The sequence below is a fragment of the Pseudooceanicola sp. HF7 genome (assembly GCF_011806405.1).
Lineage (GTDB): Bacteria > Pseudomonadota > Alphaproteobacteria > Rhodobacterales > Rhodobacteraceae > Pseudooceanicola.
Genome location: NZ_JAATOW010000008.1, coordinates 13,114 through 29,885 on the forward strand (window position 1 = coordinate 13,114; position 16,772 = coordinate 29,885).

Consider the following 16,772-nt stretch of genomic DNA (forward strand, 5'->3'; position numbering starts at 1 on the left):
AAGGTTTCAGGAGCCCCGAATGTTTGTCCTCAGTCCGCGCGCGCGGCGTCTCACCTATGTCATCACCTTCGAATTCTTCGGCCTGCTCCTCTCGACCGTCTTGCTGACGATCCTGAGCGGCGGACCCGCGACCGATTCCCTTCCCGTTGCCGCCGCGGTCTCGGTCATGGCGCTGGTTTGGAACTACGCTTTCAACACCCTGTTCGAGCTTTGGGAGCGCAAGTCCGGCGTCATGCTGCGCTCGCTGAAACTGCGGCTGATCCACGCCGGCAGTTTCGAGCTTGGGCTCTTCTTGCTCACGCTGCCGCTGTACATGGTGTGGTATCACGTCGGCTTCCTTGAGGCCGTGCTGATGGAAAGCGCCGTCCTTTTGTTCTTCCTGGTCTACACCTTCGTGTTCACCTACCTCTTCGACATGCTCCTGGTGCTTCCGCAGCATCAGGGCCAGCAAAAGGGGCGTGGAGCAAGGCAGGACATGCCCGCCTGACGGGACGGTGCAAAGCGGTCCCTCAGCCCTGACGGCCAGTCGTGACCGGCGGATTCACCCCACCCAGGCCTCGGGCCGGACGGCATAGGGCCGGTAAAGCGGATGCCGCGGATGCCCGTCCTTCGTCAGCCCCAGGTGCGCCAGCGGGCGGCCCGTGTCGCGCAGCAGCGCCAGCACCTCGGCGTCGCGGCCCAGGTGGTTGCCGTGCACGCCCCAGGCGCACAGCAGCAGACCCCCATCCCCGACCCAGGCGGCACTGTCGCGCAGCACCGCGTCATTCTCCGGCCCCACCGGCGCGGCGGCCTTTTTCAGCAGGGCGGGCGAGGTCTCGCGCCAGGCAAACAGGTTGCAGACCCGGAAACCCCCGAAGCCAAGTGCGCGTGCGCGGCGTTCGCAGCGCTCCACCGTGGGGTCGTTCTGCGCTTCCGTCGCGGTGGAGGGGTTGAGCATTACGTAAAGCATCCGCGCCCCCGGCCCCCAGGTGCGGGTCAGGGCATAGCGGTAGCCGTCACAGGCGGAATAAAGCGCCTGGCTTTCCGCATCCCCCTTCAGGAAGCTGCGGGTGATCAGGCTCACAGGTTGAAGACCCGGCTCGGATGCAGTTCACCGCCACGGTAGCTGCCCACGGCCACAGGCTGGCCCTGGTGGCTGGCCCAGCAGGTCTCTCCGTAGTCCACGCCGCTGGCGATCACCATGCCGGGGTTGCCGTGGCGCAGACGCGCTGCGCCCTCGGCGGTGGCGGTGACCTGGGGCAGATCGCTCAGGCCCAGCTCAAGCGGCAGCAGGTGGCTGTCCAGCTCCGGCGTGCGCGCCAGCTCCTGGATGGTGTCGAAGCTCAGGCCCTTGTCGGCCTCGAAGGGACCGGACCAGACCCGGCGCAGATGCGCCACGTGGCCATGGCAGCCCAGCACCTTGCCCAGGTCGCGCGCGATGGAGCGCACGTAGCCGCCCTTGCCGCAGACCATCTCCAGCGTGACGTGATCGGCATCCTTGCGGTCCAGCAGGATCAGGCTTTCCACGAAAAGGGGGCGGGCCGCGATCTCCATTTCCTCGCCGTCGCGGGCGCGCTTGTAGGCGCGTTCCCCGTCGATCTTCACGGCGCTGAACTGCGGCGGCACCTGCTCGATATCGCCCACGAACTGCTGCAGGGCTTCCTTGATCTCTTCATCCGTCGGGCGCTGGTCGCTTTGCGCGATCACCTCGCCCTCTGCGTCGTCGGTATTGGTGGCCTGGCCCAGCCGCACGTCAAAGACATAGGCCTTGAGCGCATCTGTCACGAAGGGCACGGTCTTCGTCGCCTCGCCAAGCGCCACGGCCAGCACGCCGGTCGCTTCGGGATCCAGCGTGCCCGCGTGGCCGGCCTTGTTCGCCTCGAAGGCCCAGCGAACCTTGTTCACCACGGCGTTGGAAGAGATCCCCGCAGGCTTGTCCACCACCAGCCAGCCGGAGATATCGCGTCCCTTGCGTTTACGTCCCATGGTGTCCCTGTCCTGCTGTCAGCGGCCGGTCGGGCCCGGCTTGGATGTCTTGGCCCGAAAGTGCGGGCCGGATGTCTTGGAAGGCCCGCGACGTAACGCTCGCGCGGGCATCCGTCAAGCGGGGCAGGGCGCCAGCGGGCCGGGGAAGGGCGCGGGGGTGACGCAAGACAGGGAACATGCGGGGCCCCTGCGGGGTTCATCCTGAACAGGAGGTGTTCCATGAAGCTCAAACCCCGCGATATCTTCGACCTGCCCGCCAAGATGCCGCCCTCCCGCCGGGAGCGCCTTGCGCCGGTGGTCTATGCCGGCGGCATGCTGGCCATCGGGGCGGCGCTGCTGATCGCCAAGCCCCGGCTTGGCCAGGTGCCGCAATCCCGCCTGTCGGCAGATCTGCCCACCCGCCCGCGCTGGCGCCGTGCGATGCGCAAGGGGCGCGACGGGGCGGATACCTTTGCCCCCTCTAATGTCACCGATTCCATCGGGCGCTCCCTGCTGATCGGCGGCGCGGCCCTGCTGATCACCCGCGTGCTCGACGAGGTCTCGGGCGACTAACGCCCCCAAAGCGACCCGCCGGACCCTGACCCGCTGGACAATCCCGCCCCACCGGGGCAGGAGAGCGCCCGTCTGCCCCCTGCAACCGGGCGGCGTCACGGGTCTTGCAAGCGGGCTTTCCAAACGGGCCTGGCAAACGGAAGAGGCATTCCTTGGCACGGGAAATCGAACGCAAGTTCCTGATCGCAAGCGACAGCTGGCGCGCCGGGGTCAGCAAATCGGTCCGGCTGCGCGACGGGCTGGTCGCCCAGACGCAGGGGCGCAAGGTCCGCGTCCGCTTCTACGACGATGACGCCACCCTGACGATCAAGGGCCCCTGCATGGGCCGGGGATTCACCCGGGACGAGTTCGAATACCCGATCCCGGCCGAGGATGCCCAAACCCTGCTGTCAGAGCATTGCAGCGACGATGTCGTTGAAAAGACCCGCCATCACGTGCCCTTCGCGGGCTTTGAATGGTGCGTGGATGAATATGACGGGCTGCTCGCCGGCGTCCTGATCGCAGAGGTGGAGCTGCCCTCGGAAGAGGCAGAGCCGCCGCTGCCCGACTGGGCCGGGGCGGAAGTTACCGGCGATCCCGCCTATCGCAAGATCAACATGCTGGAAGCCCGCCGCAAGGCACAGCGCGCCACGGCCTGACAGGGGCGTTGCAAGAGGCGCTCAGCCGTCCTCGCCCGGCTTGTCCACGACAACGCCCACGATCGGCCCCATGGCGCGGCCCCAGTCGGACCGCCCCAGTTCAGGCGCGTAGAGGCGAGAGATGTTGCCGTCGAAGTACAGCGCCTGGTTCAGCTTCAGCCCGTCGCGGAAGAACTTGGCGAAATCGTAAAAGCTGACGGAATTGCGCGAGATCACGAAGGTCGCGGTCTTGCCGTCGTCAGAGGTGCCCACCCCGTTGCGGATGTAGCGCGAGGTGCTGTCGGGCAGGAAGCGCGGATGCAGCTCTCCGTCGATGACCAGCATCGGGCCGGACTGCGTGGCATAGCGGCACTTGGGCGCGGCTTCCTCGTAGGCCAGGGTCTCATAGACGCGGGCTTGCCCCTCGCCCATGCAGAGCACGCCGTTGGGCAGCAGGCCGAAGTTGCCCGGCCCCTCGTTGGGGATCACGCGCATCAGCTCTTTGCCGTCCTCGACGTAGTGGCCGACGGGGGCGCGATCCTCGTGGTACATGCCCGCGTTCATCCCGAAGGCCAGCGCCTTGCCTTCCCCGGCCAGGCGCGAATCGACGGCAGAGAAATCGCCGTAGGGCGCGCCGCCCGGATCATAAAGGAACAGGCGCAGCTCCTCGCGGGTCACGTCGACCTCGCAGACGGAATAGCGGTTGCCCTCGAAATCGGTATTGCGGCAGTTCACCGCCCCGGCCACGGCCGGCGACAGGAAGGACAGCAGCCCAAGACCGGCCGCCAGCGCCAGCAGCACCGGGCGGGGGTGGAAGGGGCGCAGCAGGACGGGCCGCAGCTTTCGGGGGCGCAGCCGCATGGCTCAGCCCTCGTCCTCGTCCGGCTCCGCCTTGCCGGCGGCGATGTCCCGGCGCACGGTTTCATCGGAGAACAGCCGCCGCGTCTCGTCCAGCCGGTCGAAGGTATCGTCCGGGCGGAAGCGCAGATCGGGGGTGAACTTCAGTTTGAGCTTGCGGCCGATGATCCGGCGCAGCTCGTACTTGTTCTTGGCCAGCAAGGCGATCGCGTCATCCACGTTGTCCCCGCCAAGCGGCATGACAAAGGCCGTGGCGATCCGCAGATCGGGGGTCGTGCGGACCTCTCCCACGGTGACGGACATGCGGTTCAGCTCCGGGTCGTGGATATCGCCCCGGGCCAGCACTTCGGATAGGGCACGGCGGATCGTCTCGCCCACGCGCAGCTGGCGTTGCGAGGGGCCGTCCCCGTCATGGAATTTGTTCCTGCTCATATCCCGCATCTAATCCTTCCTTCGGCTTTTGCCAAGCAAAGCCCGCGTGAGCAGGTCTTTGCATGTGCGAAGCCGCGCGGTAAGGAGGGCGGCACGGCTCTTGAGCAGGAGAAGACGATGGCTGAAAATGGGACGCAACTGCCGGGTATCGTGGTGACCGGGGCCTCCGGGCGCATGGGCCAGATGCTGATCCGCACGGTGCTGGAAAGCCCGCAGGCGAAACTGGTGGGGGCGGTGGAACGCGCCGGCACTCCCTGGATCGGCCGGGATCTGGGCGAAGCCATGGGCGGTGCGCCCCTTGGCGTGACCGTCACAGATGACCCGCTGGAAGCCTTCTCCAAGGCCCAGGCCGTGATCGATTTCACCAGCCCCGCCGCCACGGTGGAGTTTGCCGCGCTGGCCGCTCAGGCCCGCGCCGTCCACGTGATCGGCACCACCGGCCTGGCCCCCGAGGACCTGGAAAAGATCGCTGCCGCCGCCCGCCACGCAACCGTGGTCCGTGCCGGCAACATGAGCCTGGGCGTGAACCTTCTGACCATGCTGGCCAAGAAGGTCGCCGCCGCCCTGGACGAGGATTTCGATATCGAGGTCGTGGAATACCACCACAACCGCAAGGTCGATGCCCCCTCCGGCACCGCCCTGATGCTGGGCGAGGCCGCCGCCGAAGGGCGCGGCGTGTCGCTTGAGGACGTGGCCGACCGGGGCCGCGATGGAATCACCGGCGCCCGCGAACGCGGGCATATCGGCTTTTCCGCCGTGCGCGCGGGCGGGATCGTGGGCGAACACGACGTGCTCTTTGCCTCGCAAAGCGAACGCGTGATCCTGCGCCACGTGGCAGAGGATCGCACCGTCTTTGCCAAGGGCGCGCTCAAGGCCGCGCTCTGGGGGCAGGGCAAGGCGCCCGGCGAATACGACATGCTGGACGTGCTGGGCCTGAACGAGTGATCCACCCCGCCGGGTGATGCGTAGGAAGGGCATGACCCTTCGCGCGCTTTGCCTCTCTGCCTGCCTTCTGCTGGCCCTGCCGCTTGCCGCCCAGGACGCGGCGCGCATCAGCTCCCGGTCCGGCTTCATGGCGCTTGTCCAGGGCAGGGGGCTGCATCGCCTTGGCGTGCAGCTGACCGTGCACCCCGACGGGCAGATCACCGGCCGCGCCTTCGGGCGCGAAGTCACGGGGAGCTGGTCCTGGAAAGAGGGCTACTTCTGCCGGGTGCTTTACTGGGGATCGCGTGAATTCCCCTGGAACTGCCAGATGGTCACGCGGCGCGGTGAAGAGCTGCGCTTCAGATCGGACCGCGGCACCGGGGAATGGGCCGACCTGCGCCTGCGCTAGGGGGAACGGCCCCGACCCCCATCGAGGGGGCCGCGCCCGTTGTCGGCCTGCGCCTCCCGACCCGGTCGACAGGTCGTGCGCTGTCCCGGCTGTTGAGCAGGCTGCGCTGGGCGCTGTACCCTTTCGGAAAGCCTAACATCGCGCGCGGAGCGCACCGACGTGATACCGACGCAAAACAGATGCGGTACCGACGCGGTTTTCAGGCCCCGATCCGGCCCCGTTCGGGGCTCAGAAATCGATCGCCAGGCCCTTCTTCTCCCAATCGCCGTAGCGGGCGGGATCGGGGCCGTCGCGGCCCCCGTATTCCTTGGGTTGCGCCTGGGCTTCGGCCTCTGCCTTCGCGCGGCGCTCGGCGGCTTCTGCCAGCGCGCGCTGGGCAGCGGGGGGCAGGTCCTTGCGGGTCTCGTCCTGTGGCATCATGCTTCCTTTCGGCTCTGCCCATGTTATACGCCCGCCCTGAGCACCGGCAAGGAGTCCGCCGCCATGCAGAAGCCCCGTTCCCCGAAACCCGGCCAGAACCGTGGTAAGGGCAAAGGCCCTCAAGGGGGCAAGCCTTTGAATGCAAAGCCGAAACCGCCGCTGTCCGCGCGCGGTGCGGCGCTGCGCATGCTGGGCGATGTCCTTGGGGAAGAGCCGCGCCTGCTGGCGGACCTGCGCGATGCGCCCTGGCTGGGGCCGATGGCGCCTGCCGATCGCGCCCGCGCCCTGCGCCTTGCCACGGAGACCCTGCGCGGCCTTGAGCGCTGCGACCGGCTTTTGTCCAACCATCTCAAGAAGATGCCCCCGCTTGAGGTGCAGAATATCCTGCGCCTTGGCACCTGTGAGCTGGCCCATGGCGCCGCTGCCCACGGCGTGGTCAATGACCTGGTCCAGGCCACCGGCAGGCTGCCCCGGCAGGGGCACATGAAGGGCCTGGTCAATGCCGTTCTGCGCAAGATGGCGGAAGAAGCCCCCACACAATGGAGCCGCCTGCGCGCCCCGCGCCTGCCCGACTGGCTGCGCGGTCCGCTGGCGGAAGCCTATGGAAAAGAACGGATTCTCGGCTTCGAGGCGGCACACGCCCAGGGCGCGCCGCTGGACCTGACCCCGCGCGATCCGGCCCGCGCCGCCGAATGGGCGGAGCGTCTGAACGGCAAGCTGCTGCCCACCGGCTCCATCCGGCTTGAGGCCGGACAGCAGGTCTCTGCGCTTGAGGGATTCGCGGAAGGCGCCTGGTGGATTCAGGATGCCGCCGCCGCCATGCCGGTGCGGATCCTTGCCCCGAAACCGGGCGAAAAAATCCTTGATCTCTGCGCCGCTCCGGGGGGCAAGACCCTTCAGCTGGCCGCCGCCGGGGCCGAGGTCACCGCGCTGGACCTCTCTGCCAACCGCCTGAAGCGGCTGGAAGAAAATCTGCAGCGCACCGGATTGTCCGCCCAGGTTCTGGCCGGCGACGCGCTGGAACATGAAGGGCTTTACGACGCCATCGTGCTGGATGCGCCCTGTTCCGCCACGGGCACGATCCGGCGCCACCCGGACCTGCCGCTGGTGCGCGACGGGGCGGAGATCGGCGATCTGATCGGCCTGCAAGAGGCCATGCTGGGCCATGCGCTGTCGCTTCTGAAGCCGGGCGGGCGGCTGGTCTTCTGCACCTGCTCGCTGATTCCCGACGAGGGAGAATGCCATGTGGATGAAGCCCTTGCGCTGAACCAGGAGCTGGTCGTGGACCGCGCCGCGCTGGATCTGCCCGGTGTCGATCCCGCCTGGATCACGGAAGAAGGCGGCCTGCGCCTGACCCCCGATCTCTGGCCGCAGGACGGTGGGATGGACGGTTTCTACATGGCCTGCCTGCGTAAGGGGTAAGCCCCGGAAAGACCGTGGTTATTCGCCCATGACAGGGCGGGCTGCCTTCGCTACTGTGGCGCCAGTGAACCGGGGCCGGTCCCCGCAAACCCAGGGGCAGCCAATGGCGTCTACCGATCCCCGCCCCACCGGCGGGGTGGGCTTTCTCAATCGTCTAAATGCCCGGATCGCCACCCGCGCCCGGTCCCGTACCTCTTTCCGGTATTACCCAGAGCCTCGCGGTTTCGGGCAGATGGAGGCCGGCAAGCGTCTGTTATCCGGTGATTTCCTCTTTGCCGGGTCAGAGGTCTCTGCCCCCGGAAAGACACCCTGGCAGATCGAGATCCCGGATGCGGGTTTCAGCGCAGAGCTGCAGTCATTCGCCTGGCTCGAGGCGCTCGCGGCCCTTGGCGACAAGCACGCCCGCGCGGCGGCGCAGGAGTGGACCCTGGCCTGGATCGCCCGTTTCGGACGCGGCGGCGGGCCCGGCTGGACGCCCCGCATCGCCGGGCTGCGGGTGCTGCGCCTGTGCAATCACGCCGAATTTGTGATGCGCGACCTTGAAGCGGGCGATGCCCGGAAGATCACGCAAAGCCTTGGCCGGCATGTGATTTTCCTCTCCCGTCGCTGGCAGGGGGCACCCGGAGGCCTGCCGCGGTTGCAGGCCCTCGCGGGGCTCATCGCCGGGGCCTCTGCCCTGCGCGACATGGCGCGGTTCAGCTCCCCCGCGCAGGAGGCCTTGCAGGGCGAAATCGCCGCCACCCTGCAGGAAGACGGCGCCATCGCCAGCCGCAACCCCGAGGAATTGCTGGAGGTTTCCACCCTGCTGACATGGTCCGCCATGGCGCTTGAGGAAGCGGGCGGAGAGGTCCCCGCCGCCCATGTCGCCGCGATCCGCAGGATCGCCCCGGTGTTGCGTACCCTGCGCCACGCGGACGGGACGCTGGCGCGGTTCCAGGGCGGGGGGCGCGGCCCGGAGGGACGGCTGGACCGGATGCTCGCGGCTTCCGGCGTGACCACGGCCAGCCCGCAGGGCCGGGCCATGGGCTATGCGCGGCTTTCGGCGGGACGGACCTCTGTCATCCTGGATGCCAGCCCGCCGCAGAAGGGCAGGGACAGCCATGGCGCCCATGCCTCGACCCTGGCGTTCGAGCTGACCTCGGGCCGCAGGCCTGTCGTGGTGAGCTGCGGATCGGGTCATGGCAAGGGAAGCGAATGGCGACGCGCGGGGCGCTCGACCCCCAGCCATTCGGTGCTGGTGGTGGGTGGAACGCCCTCTTCCGCCTTTGCGGGCAAGGGCGATACGCTGGTCCGCGTGCCCGAGCAGGTGCCGGTGGAAATGGAATTCACCCCCGATGGCAGCCGTTTCCAGGGCGGTCATGATGGATACGTGAAAGAATTCGGCCTGACTCATGCCCGGATGCTGGACCTGACCTTCGATGGCCGCGCCATGGCGGGCGAAGACATGCTTCTGGCGGTGGAGGACAAGGCCAGGAGGCGCTTTGACCGGGCGCTTGAAAAGCGCGGAAGCCTCGGGATTCCCTACAAGATCCGCTTCCACCTGCACCCTGACGTCGAGGTGGCGCAGGATGTCGCGGACGGGGCCATCCGGATCGCCCTGCCCAACGGAGAGGCCTGGCATTTCCGCTTCGACGGGCAGGTCAGCCCCGAGGTAGAGGCCTCGGTCTACCTGGAAAAAGACCGGATCCGCCCAAGAAGTACCAAACAGCTGGTTCTCTCTGGCCGCGCGATGGGATATGCGACCCGCATTCGCTGGTCCTTTGCCAAGACACGGGAAACGCCGGTCGCCATACGCGACCTTGCCGGGATAGAGGAAGAGGATCCGCTGATGAGCGATATGACCTGACCGGACTGGATGGCCCTGAAATGACCGAGACCCTCGCGCTTCAACCGCTGCGCCGCGCCCTTATTTCCGTTTCCGACAAGACCGGCCTCGTCGAGCTGGCCAGTGAGCTGGTGCGCCGCGGCGTGGAGCTGCTGTCCACCGGCGGCAGTGCCAAGATGCTGCGCGAGGCAGGGCTTGAGGTGAAGGACGTGGCAGAGGTCACCGGCTTTCCCGAGATGATGGACGGCCGGGTGAAGACGCTGCACCCCATGGTGCACGGCGGCCTGCTGGCGCTGCGCGATGACGCGGGCCACGTGGCGGCGATGAACGAACACGGCATCGGCCCGATCGACCTGCTGGTGGTCAACCTCTACCCGTTCGAGGAAACCGTGGCCAAGGGCGCGGATTACGACACCTGCATCGAGAACATCGATATCGGTGGCCCGGCGATGATCCGCGCGGCCTCCAAGAACCACAAGTTCGTCGCCACCGTGACGGATACCGAAGATTACGCCGCCCTGCTGGCAGAGCTGGACGATCATGACGGCAGCACCTCCTACGCCTTCCGCCAGAAGTTGGCGCTGACCGCCTATGCGCGCACCGGTGCCTATGACGCCGCTGTCTCCGCCTGGATGGCGGGCGCCCTGGAAGAGGCCGCACCGCGCCGCCGTGTCTTCGGCGGTGAACTGGCACAGACCCTGCGCTACGGTGAGAACCCGCATCAGAAGGCTGGCTTCTACCTGGATGGCTCTGCCCGCCCCGGCGTGGCGACGGCCACCCAGGTTCAGGGCAAGGAACTGTCTTACAACAACATCAACGATACCGACGCCGCCTTTGAGCTGGTGTCGGAATTCCTGCCCGCCAACGGCCCGGCCTGTGCGATCATCAAGCACGCCAACCCCTGCGGCGTGGCGCGCGGCACCACCCTGCGCGAAGCCTACATGAACGCCTTCGACTGCGACCGCACCAGCGCCTTCGGCGGCATCATTGCCCTGAACCAGCCGCTGGACGGTGAAACCGCCGAGGAGATCTCCCAGATCTTCACCGAGGTGATCATCGCGCCCGGCGCCGATGCCAAGGCCAAGGAAATCCTGTCGAAGAAGAAGAACGTGCGCCTGCTGCTGACCGAAGGCCTGGCCGATCCCCGCGCCGCCGGCCTGATGATCAAGCAGGTCTCTGGCGGGTTCCTGGTACAGGACAAGGATTCGGGCCACATCGACATGGACGACCTGAAGGTGGTGACCAAGCGCGCGCCTTCGGACAAGGAAATGGCCGACATGCTCTTTGCCTGGAAGGTCGCCAAGCATGTGAAATCCAACGCCATCGTCTACGTCAAGGACGGCGCGACCGTGGGCGTTGGCGCTGGCCAGATGTCCCGCGTGGACAGCTGCCGTATCGCGGCGCGCAAGGCGCAGGACATGGCAGAGGCGCTTGGCCTCTCCGATCCGCTGACGACGGGCTCCGTCGTGGCCTCCGATGCCTTCTTCCCCTTCGCGGACGGCCTGCTGACCGCGGCAGAGGCGGGCGCAACGGCTGTCATCCAGCCCGGCGGCTCCATGCGGGACCAGGAAGTGATCGACGCGGCGGATGAAGCAGGCCTGGCCATGGTGATGACCGGCATGCGCCACTTCCGCCACTGATGGCCATGCGTGTTGTCTTCTGGACCGGGTTCTGGGTCTTCCTGGCCGATCAGCTGAGCAAGTTCCTGGTGGTTCACGTGCTGAACCTCCGCTCGCTCATGGAGATCGACGTGATCCCCGGATTCATCGCCTTCCACATGGCCTGGAACGACGGGATCAACTTCGGCCTGTTCTCCCAGGACGGCGACTACGGGCGCTGGATCCTGATCGGCATCGCCCTGCTGATCTCCGCCGGTGTGCTCTGGTGGGTGCAGCGTGAGCAGCCCCGCCGGATCGGGCTGATCGCCGCCGGCCTGCTGGTGGGGGGCGCGCTTGGAAATGTCGTGGACCGCTTGCTTTACGGGGCCGTGGCGGATTTCATGAACGTGACGTGTTGCGGGATCCACAATCCCTATGCCTTCAACGTCGCGGATATCGCGATCTTCCTGGGCGCGGTGATGCTGGTCTTCCTGCCGGCAGAGAAAGAGACGTGACCTTGACCCGCTGATCGGGTAGGTCTCGGCCAAAGAGAGAAAGAAGGGGTCGCCATGAAGATGGCACGGGCACGGAACCTTGTGATTGGCTGCATGACGCTTGGGCTGCTTGCGGCCTGCGGCAGCGATGAACGCCTGCGCAGCTTCCGAAACACCAGCCCAGGCCCCGAGGAATTCAACGTCTCGCCCACGAAGCCGCTGGAAGCGCCGACCAACATCGCGTCGCTGCCGGTGCCCACGCCGGGCGGCGCCAACCGGGTCGATCAGAATCCCAAGGCCGATGCGGTTGCCGCCCTTGGTGGCAGCGCAGCAGCCCTGTCCCGGACCGGCGTGCCGGCGTCCGATACCGCGCTGGTGAGCTACGCGGGCCGTGCGGGCCTTGATCCCAGTATCCGCCCGGTTCTGGCCGCGGAAGATGCCGAATTCCGCCGGCGCGAGGCCTCTTGGACGGCGCTCAACCCGTTCAACATCGACCGCTACTACCGGGCCTACAAGGATCAGGCGATCGAACCGCGCGAAGTGGCCGATGCCTTCCGCCGCGCCGGGGTCAAGACCCCCGCCTATCCGCCGGAATACGACTAGGCCCCATTGCCTTTCGGCCGTGCTGCCCAACGGCTCTCCAACGTTGATTTAACGCTTTCTTAGCCATGATCTTTCAAGGCTTGGGGGCAGTGACACGCGCTGCGCGGGGCTCATCACCTGTCACATGGTGGTGAAAAACCTGTCAGGCGGTTGCGGCAGCGGGGCTGCGCCGTATGTTCGCTGCATGAGTGATCGGCCGAAAGGACCTCTGATGCTGAGACGGCTCGCTGCCGGGGCGATGACCCTGGCGACCCTGAGCACCGCCCTTGCCACACCTGCCCTTGCGCAGGAGACCAGCAAGGACCTGGTGACGGATTTTACCCTGGATAACGGAATGCAGGTCGTTGTGATCGAGGATCACCGCGCCCCGGTCGTCGTCCAGATGGTCTGGTACAAGGCGGGCTCCGCCGATGAGCAGCCGGGCGTTTCCGGCATCGCGCATTTCCTGGAACACCTGATGTTCAAGGCGACGGACAAGCTGGAGTCCGGCGAATTCTCTGCCACGGTGGCCGAGAACGGCGGCACGGACAACGCTTTCACCTCCTACGACGCCACGGCCTACCACCAGCGGGTCGCAGCGGATCGCCTGCCGATCATGATGGAGATGGAGGCGGACCGCATGGTCAACCTCAACCTCACCGAAGACGTCGTGAAGACGGAGCGTGACGTGATCCTGGAAGAACGCAACATGCGGATCGACAGTGATCCCGGCGCGCTGTTCCAGGAGCAGATGCGGGCGAGCCAGTACCTGAACCACCACTACGGCATCCCCGTGATCGGCTGGCGGCACGAGATGGAAGAGCTGGATCTTCAGGATGCCAAGGACTTCTACCAGACCTATTACGCCCCCAACGATGCCATCCTGATCGTCGCCGGGGACGTCACCCCGGATGAGGTCAAGACGCTGGCAGAGACCTACTACGGACCGATCCCCGCCAATCCCGACCTGCCGGAGCGTGTGCGCCCGCAGGAGCCGCCGCAGCGCGCCGAACGCCGTCTGGTCTTTTCCGATCCGCGGATCGCCCAGCCCTATGTGACCCGCACCTACCTGGCGCCGGAACGGGATCCCGGCGATCAGACCAAGGCCGCGGCACTTGTGATGCTGGCGCAGTTGCTTGGGGGCGGCCAGACCGGCTACCTGACCGAAAAGCTGGTGCTGGACGAACAGAAGGCGGTCTATACCTCGGCCTATTACAACGGCACCTCGCTGGATGACACGGTCTTCGGCACCTACATCGTGCCGGCCCCGGGCGTTTCGCTGGAAGAGGCCGAAGCCGCCATGGACGCCGCGCTGGCGGGCTTCGTGGAAGAGGGCGTCAACGAAGAGGACCTGGAGCGGATCAAGCTGCAGATCCGGGCCCAGGACATTTACGACCGCGACGACGTGGCCGGGCTGGCCCGGATGTACGGCACGGGCCTGACCCGTGGCCTGACGATCCAGGATATCCAGGACTGGCCAGAGATCCTTCAGGCCGTCACCCCGGAAGATATCATCGCCGCCGCGCAGGAGGTGCTGAACCGCGACCGCGCCGTGACCGGCTTTGTCATGAGCGATGAGGAGATCACCCAATGATGCGTTTCGTCCTTCCCCTCGTGGCCACGCTCGTAGCCTTTCCGGCCCTGGCAGAGACAGAGATCCAGCCGGTCACCAGCCCCGGTGGCATCGACGCCTGGCTGGTAGAGGAGCACTCCATACCCTTCGTTGCGCTCGAATTGCGCTTTGCCGGCGGCGCTTCGCTGGATGAAGAGGGCAAGCGCGGGGCGACCTACCTGATGACCGGGCTGCTTGAAGAGGGCTCCGGCGAGATGGATTCCCGCGCCTTTGCCAAGGCGACGGACGCGCTGGCAGCCAGCTTCAGCTACGATGTCTCCGATGACAGCGTCTCCATCTCTGCGCGCTTCCTGACGGAGAATCGCGACCAAGCAGTGGACCTGCTGCGCCAGAGCCTTGTGGACACGACCTTCCCCGAGGATGCCATTGCACGGGTGCAGGGGCAGATCGTCTCCTCCCTGCGGTCGGATGAGCAGGATCCCCAGACCATCGCCGCGCGGGCTTTCAACGCGCAGGCCTTTGCCGATCATCCCTATGCCACCCCCAAGGAAGGTACCATCGAAGGGGTCGAGACGCTGACGCAGGAGGACATGTTCACCGCGCGCGACAACGTTCTGGTGAAGGATCGTGTCAGCGTGGCGGCCGTCGGGGATATTACCCCCGAAGAACTGGGCGCGCTGCTGGATCGCCTGCTGGGCGATCTGCCCACGGGCGGCGCGCCGCTGCCGGCCATGGCGGATATCCAGATTCAGCCGGGGGTCAGCATTCTGCCCTTCGATACGCCCCAGGCCCAGGTGATCTGGGGGCAGGAGGGGCTGGACCTGGAAGATCCCGATTTCTTCCCGGCCTACATCCTGAACACGATCCTTGGCGGCGGCGGCTTTGAAAGCCGGCTGATGCACGAGGTGCGTGAAAAGCGCGGCCTGACCTATGGTGTCTATTCCTGGCTCGCGGATCGTGACTACGCCGATCTCTGGCAGGGGGCCGTGGCGTCCTCCAATGATCGCGTGGCCGAGGCGATCGACGTCATCCGCTCCGAATGGGCGCGCATCGCCGAAGATGGCGTGACCGAGGAAGAGCTTGAAGCGGCGCAGAAATACATGACCGGGGAATACCCGCTGCGCTTTGACGGCAATGGTCCCATCGCCTCCATCCTGGTGGGGATGCAGCATGACGGGATGTCCATCGACTACCCCGAAAGCCGCAATGACCGGGTGAACGCCGTGACCCTGGAAGAGATCAACCGCGTTGCGCGCGAACGACTGGACCCGGACAAGCTGCGCTTCGTCGTGGTGGGGCAGCCGGAAGGGCTGGAAGAGGTCAACTGACCAACGCCAAAGCGCCAAGATCGGAGAGGGGGCAAAACGCCCCCTCTTTCGCGTTCAGGTGGGAAAGCCGGGCGCCGGGCGGATGATCCCGGTATCGAGTCCGCGGCGGTTCAGCAGCGGCACGTTCATGCGCTGTCGGGTGGCCGGGTGTTCCGGATCCAGCACGCCAAGCTCGCAGAGGATCGCCGCGATGGCGCATTCCGCACCACGGGTCCCGCCGTCGATGACCTTGAGCGCAACGCCCAGGCCAAGCTCTGGAATGATGGCGACAAAGACGGCCTCAGCCCCGGTCTTGATCGCCACCTTGTGGTCCATGGCGCGCATCAGCTCCGTGCAGGCGCGCGTTTCGCCGGCGACCATCTCGGGGAAGGTGGCCATGGCAGCGGTCAGGCGCGCCGCGGCCTTGTCGCGGACAGAGCTGCCCTTGTGCGCATTGGCGAAGAAGGCCATCGCACGGGCCAGCCCGGTGACGGAGGTGGCGAAGTTCGGGGCAGAGCAGCCGTCGATGGCATAGCCGGGGCTGTCCATGCCGGTGGTTTCCTCGAAGGCGGCGCGCACGGCCTTCTGGACCGGGTGATCGGCTTCCACGTATTCCGTCCCGCCGCCGATGTGGCGGTTCAGGGTCAGGAAGCCTGTGTGCTTGCCCGAGCAGTTGTTGTGGATCTGGCAGGGCGTTTCACCCGCGCGGATCATCGCGTCACGGGCCGGGATATCCGCCGGCTCCTGCGAGCCGCAGCGCAGGTCGCTTTCGCTCATGCCCATGTCGGAAAGCCAGGCGGTGACCGCTTCCGAGTGGATCGCCGCCCCATTGTGAGAGGCGCAGGCCAGGGCAAGCTGGCGATCGCTGAGGCCGGCGGCATCCGCGGCGCCGCTTTCCATCAGCGGCAGGGCCTGCAGCATCTTGCAGGAGGAGCGCGGCAGGATGATCGTTTCCGGATCTCCCCAGGCACGGACCAGCTGGCCGCTGGCATCGACGATGGCGGCATGCCCGAAGTGCATGGATTCCAGGATCGGGCCGCGCCAGACCTCGACCAGTTTGGTGGCGCCGGTGTCCACTGCGTTCTCTGTTCCCTTGATCCCCATGGCCTGCCTCTCGAAGATGTGCGGTTTTCTGCCCAATCGGACTTTCGTATGTGGCAGCTTTGCGTCTATTATTGCAATGTCGAGTACGCAGAAAGCCCCGCAGACGAAGCCAATTCGCAGGGGCACAAATGAGGCAAGTACAGCTTGGAGGCTGGACAGATGACATCTCGGATCTTTGGGGTAGCGCTCGCCATTCTGGCAGCCACCGGCGGTCAGGCCATGGCGCAGAGCGTCAGTGAAAATCAGGTTGCGGTCATGACCGACTGGAGCGTTTTCGAGGAAAGCGATCCGAAGGAGTGCTGGGCGGTGTCCCAGCCGAAGGAAACGGTCAATACGCGCAACGGCCAGGTCGTTTCGGTGCGGCGCAGCGAAATCCGCCTGATGGCCTTCTTCCGGCCCGGCGCGGACCTGAGCGGCCAGATCGCCTTTACCGGCGGCTATCCCTTTGCGGACGGGTCCACCGTCAGCCTGAACGTGGATGGCAGCTCTTTCGAACTTTACACGCAGGGCGAATGGGCCTGGCCGGCAAACACCGGCGATGACGGCAAGATCCTTGCCGCGCTCAAGGGCGGATCGGAAGCCACGCTCACCGGCCGCTCCGGCCGGGGTACTGTGACCAAGGATACGTTCTCCCTCATGGGGTTCACCGCCGCGGTCGAGGACAGCGCCGGCCGCTGCAAGTAAGCCCCC

At 66.5% G+C, this 16,772-nt stretch carries 19 protein-coding genes; 13 read left to right on the forward strand and 6 right to left on the reverse strand.

From position 1 onward, the window contains the following. The first annotated feature begins 19 nt into the window (after positions 1–19). Positions 20–487 (forward strand): PACE efflux transporter, encoded by a 468-nt coding sequence (locus HCZ97_RS06310; protein WP_167687841.1) that lies wholly within the window; start codon positions 20–22, stop codon positions 485–487. Between the two features lie 54 nt (positions 488–541). On the opposite strand, the gene HCZ97_RS06315 is transcribed toward HCZ97_RS06310, so the two are convergent. Both HCZ97_RS06315 and truB read right to left on the reverse strand, forming a co-directional pair. Then, the gene (locus HCZ97_RS06315; protein WP_167687951.1) at positions 542–1,057 is read right to left on the reverse strand and encodes a DUF1643 domain-containing protein; all 516 of its coding nucleotides are present in this window, start codon (positions 1,055–1,057) and stop codon (positions 542–544) included. 2 nt (positions 1,058–1,059) lie between these two features. Next, on the reverse strand, positions 1,060–1,965 hold the full coding sequence (gene truB, locus HCZ97_RS06320; RefSeq protein WP_167687842.1) for a tRNA pseudouridine(55) synthase TruB: 906 nt from the start codon (positions 1,963–1,965) through the stop codon (positions 1,060–1,062). Positions 1,966–2,184: 219 nt separating this feature from the next. Here truB and HCZ97_RS06325 point away from each other — a divergent pair, with 219 nt between their 5' ends. Continuing rightward, positions 2,185–2,517: a hypothetical protein gene (locus HCZ97_RS06325; RefSeq protein WP_167687843.1), complete on the forward strand. Its 333-nt coding sequence runs from the start codon at positions 2,185–2,187 to the stop codon at positions 2,515–2,517. A 152-nt stretch (positions 2,518–2,669) separates the two neighbouring features. Beyond that, positions 2,670–3,155 carry a CYTH domain-containing protein gene (locus tag HCZ97_RS06330; protein ID WP_167687844.1) on the forward strand — a complete coding sequence of 162 codons (486 nt, stop codon included), beginning with the start codon at positions 2,670–2,672 and terminating at the stop codon, positions 3,153–3,155. 21 nt (positions 3,156–3,176) lie between these two features. Here HCZ97_RS06330 and HCZ97_RS06335 read toward each other — a convergent pair whose 3' ends face one another. Further along, positions 3,177–3,995 carry a phosphodiester glycosidase family protein gene (locus HCZ97_RS06335; protein ID WP_167687845.1) on the reverse strand — a complete coding sequence of 273 codons (819 nt, stop codon included), beginning with the start codon at positions 3,993–3,995 and terminating at the stop codon, positions 3,177–3,179. Between the two features lie 3 nt (positions 3,996–3,998). Next, positions 3,999–4,424, reverse strand: coding sequence for a 30S ribosome-binding factor RbfA (gene rbfA / locus HCZ97_RS06340; protein ID WP_167687846.1), 426 nt, complete (start codon positions 4,422–4,424; stop codon positions 3,999–4,001). Between the two features lie 117 nt (positions 4,425–4,541). Between rbfA and dapB the strand changes: the two genes are divergently transcribed. Together dapB and HCZ97_RS06350 are read left to right on the forward strand one after the other, a co-directional pair. Beyond that, positions 4,542–5,369 carry a 4-hydroxy-tetrahydrodipicolinate reductase gene (gene dapB / locus HCZ97_RS06345; protein WP_167687847.1) on the forward strand — a complete coding sequence of 276 codons (828 nt, stop codon included), beginning with the start codon at positions 4,542–4,544 and terminating at the stop codon, positions 5,367–5,369. Between the two features lie 31 nt (positions 5,370–5,400). Further along, positions 5,401–5,757, forward strand: coding sequence for a dihydrodipicolinate reductase (locus HCZ97_RS06350; protein ID WP_167687848.1), 357 nt, complete (start codon positions 5,401–5,403; stop codon positions 5,755–5,757). A gap of 228 nt (positions 5,758–5,985) precedes the next feature. Here the strand turns inward: HCZ97_RS06350 and HCZ97_RS06355 are convergent, their stop codons facing one another. Next, complete coding sequence (locus HCZ97_RS06355; protein WP_167687849.1) at positions 5,986–6,177, reverse strand: DUF1674 domain-containing protein; 192 nt, start codon at positions 6,175–6,177, stop codon at positions 5,986–5,988. A 135-nt stretch (positions 6,178–6,312) separates the two neighbouring features. Here HCZ97_RS06355 and HCZ97_RS06360 point away from each other — a divergent pair, with 135 nt between their 5' ends. From HCZ97_RS06360 to HCZ97_RS06390, 7 genes are all read left to right on the forward strand, one after another. Beyond that, positions 6,313–7,599, forward strand: coding sequence for an RsmB/NOP family class I SAM-dependent RNA methyltransferase (locus HCZ97_RS06360; protein WP_368484329.1), 1,287 nt, complete (start codon positions 6,313–6,315; stop codon positions 7,597–7,599). A 103-nt stretch (positions 7,600–7,702) separates the two neighbouring features. Continuing rightward, positions 7,703–9,445 (forward strand): heparinase II/III family protein, encoded by a 1,743-nt coding sequence (locus HCZ97_RS06365; protein WP_167687851.1) that lies wholly within the window; start codon positions 7,703–7,705, stop codon positions 9,443–9,445. A gap of 20 nt (positions 9,446–9,465) precedes the next feature. Then, entirely contained in the window at positions 9,466–11,064 is a 1,599-nt protein-coding gene (gene purH / locus HCZ97_RS06370) for a bifunctional phosphoribosylaminoimidazolecarboxamide formyltransferase/IMP cyclohydrolase (RefSeq protein ID WP_167687852.1), read from the forward strand. A 5-nt stretch (positions 11,065–11,069) separates the two neighbouring features. Beyond that, positions 11,070–11,537, forward strand: coding sequence for a signal peptidase II (lspA, locus tag HCZ97_RS06375; protein ID WP_167687952.1), 468 nt, complete (start codon positions 11,070–11,072; stop codon positions 11,535–11,537). 54 nt (positions 11,538–11,591) lie between these two features. Continuing rightward, positions 11,592–12,119 carry a DUF3035 domain-containing protein gene (locus HCZ97_RS06380; RefSeq protein ID WP_254871384.1) on the forward strand — a complete coding sequence of 176 codons (528 nt, stop codon included), beginning with the start codon at positions 11,592–11,594 and terminating at the stop codon, positions 12,117–12,119. Between the two features lie 211 nt (positions 12,120–12,330). After that, positions 12,331–13,692 (forward strand): pitrilysin family protein, encoded by a 1,362-nt coding sequence (locus HCZ97_RS06385; RefSeq protein WP_167687853.1) that lies wholly within the window; start codon positions 12,331–12,333, stop codon positions 13,690–13,692. After that, positions 13,689–14,999 (forward strand): pitrilysin family protein, encoded by a 1,311-nt coding sequence (locus tag HCZ97_RS06390; RefSeq protein WP_167687854.1) that lies wholly within the window; start codon positions 13,689–13,691, stop codon positions 14,997–14,999. The genes HCZ97_RS06385 and HCZ97_RS06390 overlap by 4 nt, the downstream gene beginning before the upstream one ends. Positions 15,000–15,053: 54 nt before the next feature. Here the strand turns inward: HCZ97_RS06390 and HCZ97_RS06395 are convergent, their stop codons facing one another. After that, positions 15,054–16,082, reverse strand: a complete 1,029-nt coding sequence (locus HCZ97_RS06395; protein WP_167687855.1) for an asparaginase — start codon at positions 16,080–16,082, stop codon at positions 15,054–15,056. Between the two features lie 159 nt (positions 16,083–16,241). Between HCZ97_RS06395 and HCZ97_RS06400 the strand changes: the two genes are divergently transcribed. After that, positions 16,242–16,766 (forward strand): invasion associated locus B family protein, encoded by a 525-nt coding sequence (locus tag HCZ97_RS06400; protein ID WP_167687856.1) that lies wholly within the window; start codon positions 16,242–16,244, stop codon positions 16,764–16,766. Positions 16,767–16,772: the final 6 nt, after the last annotated feature.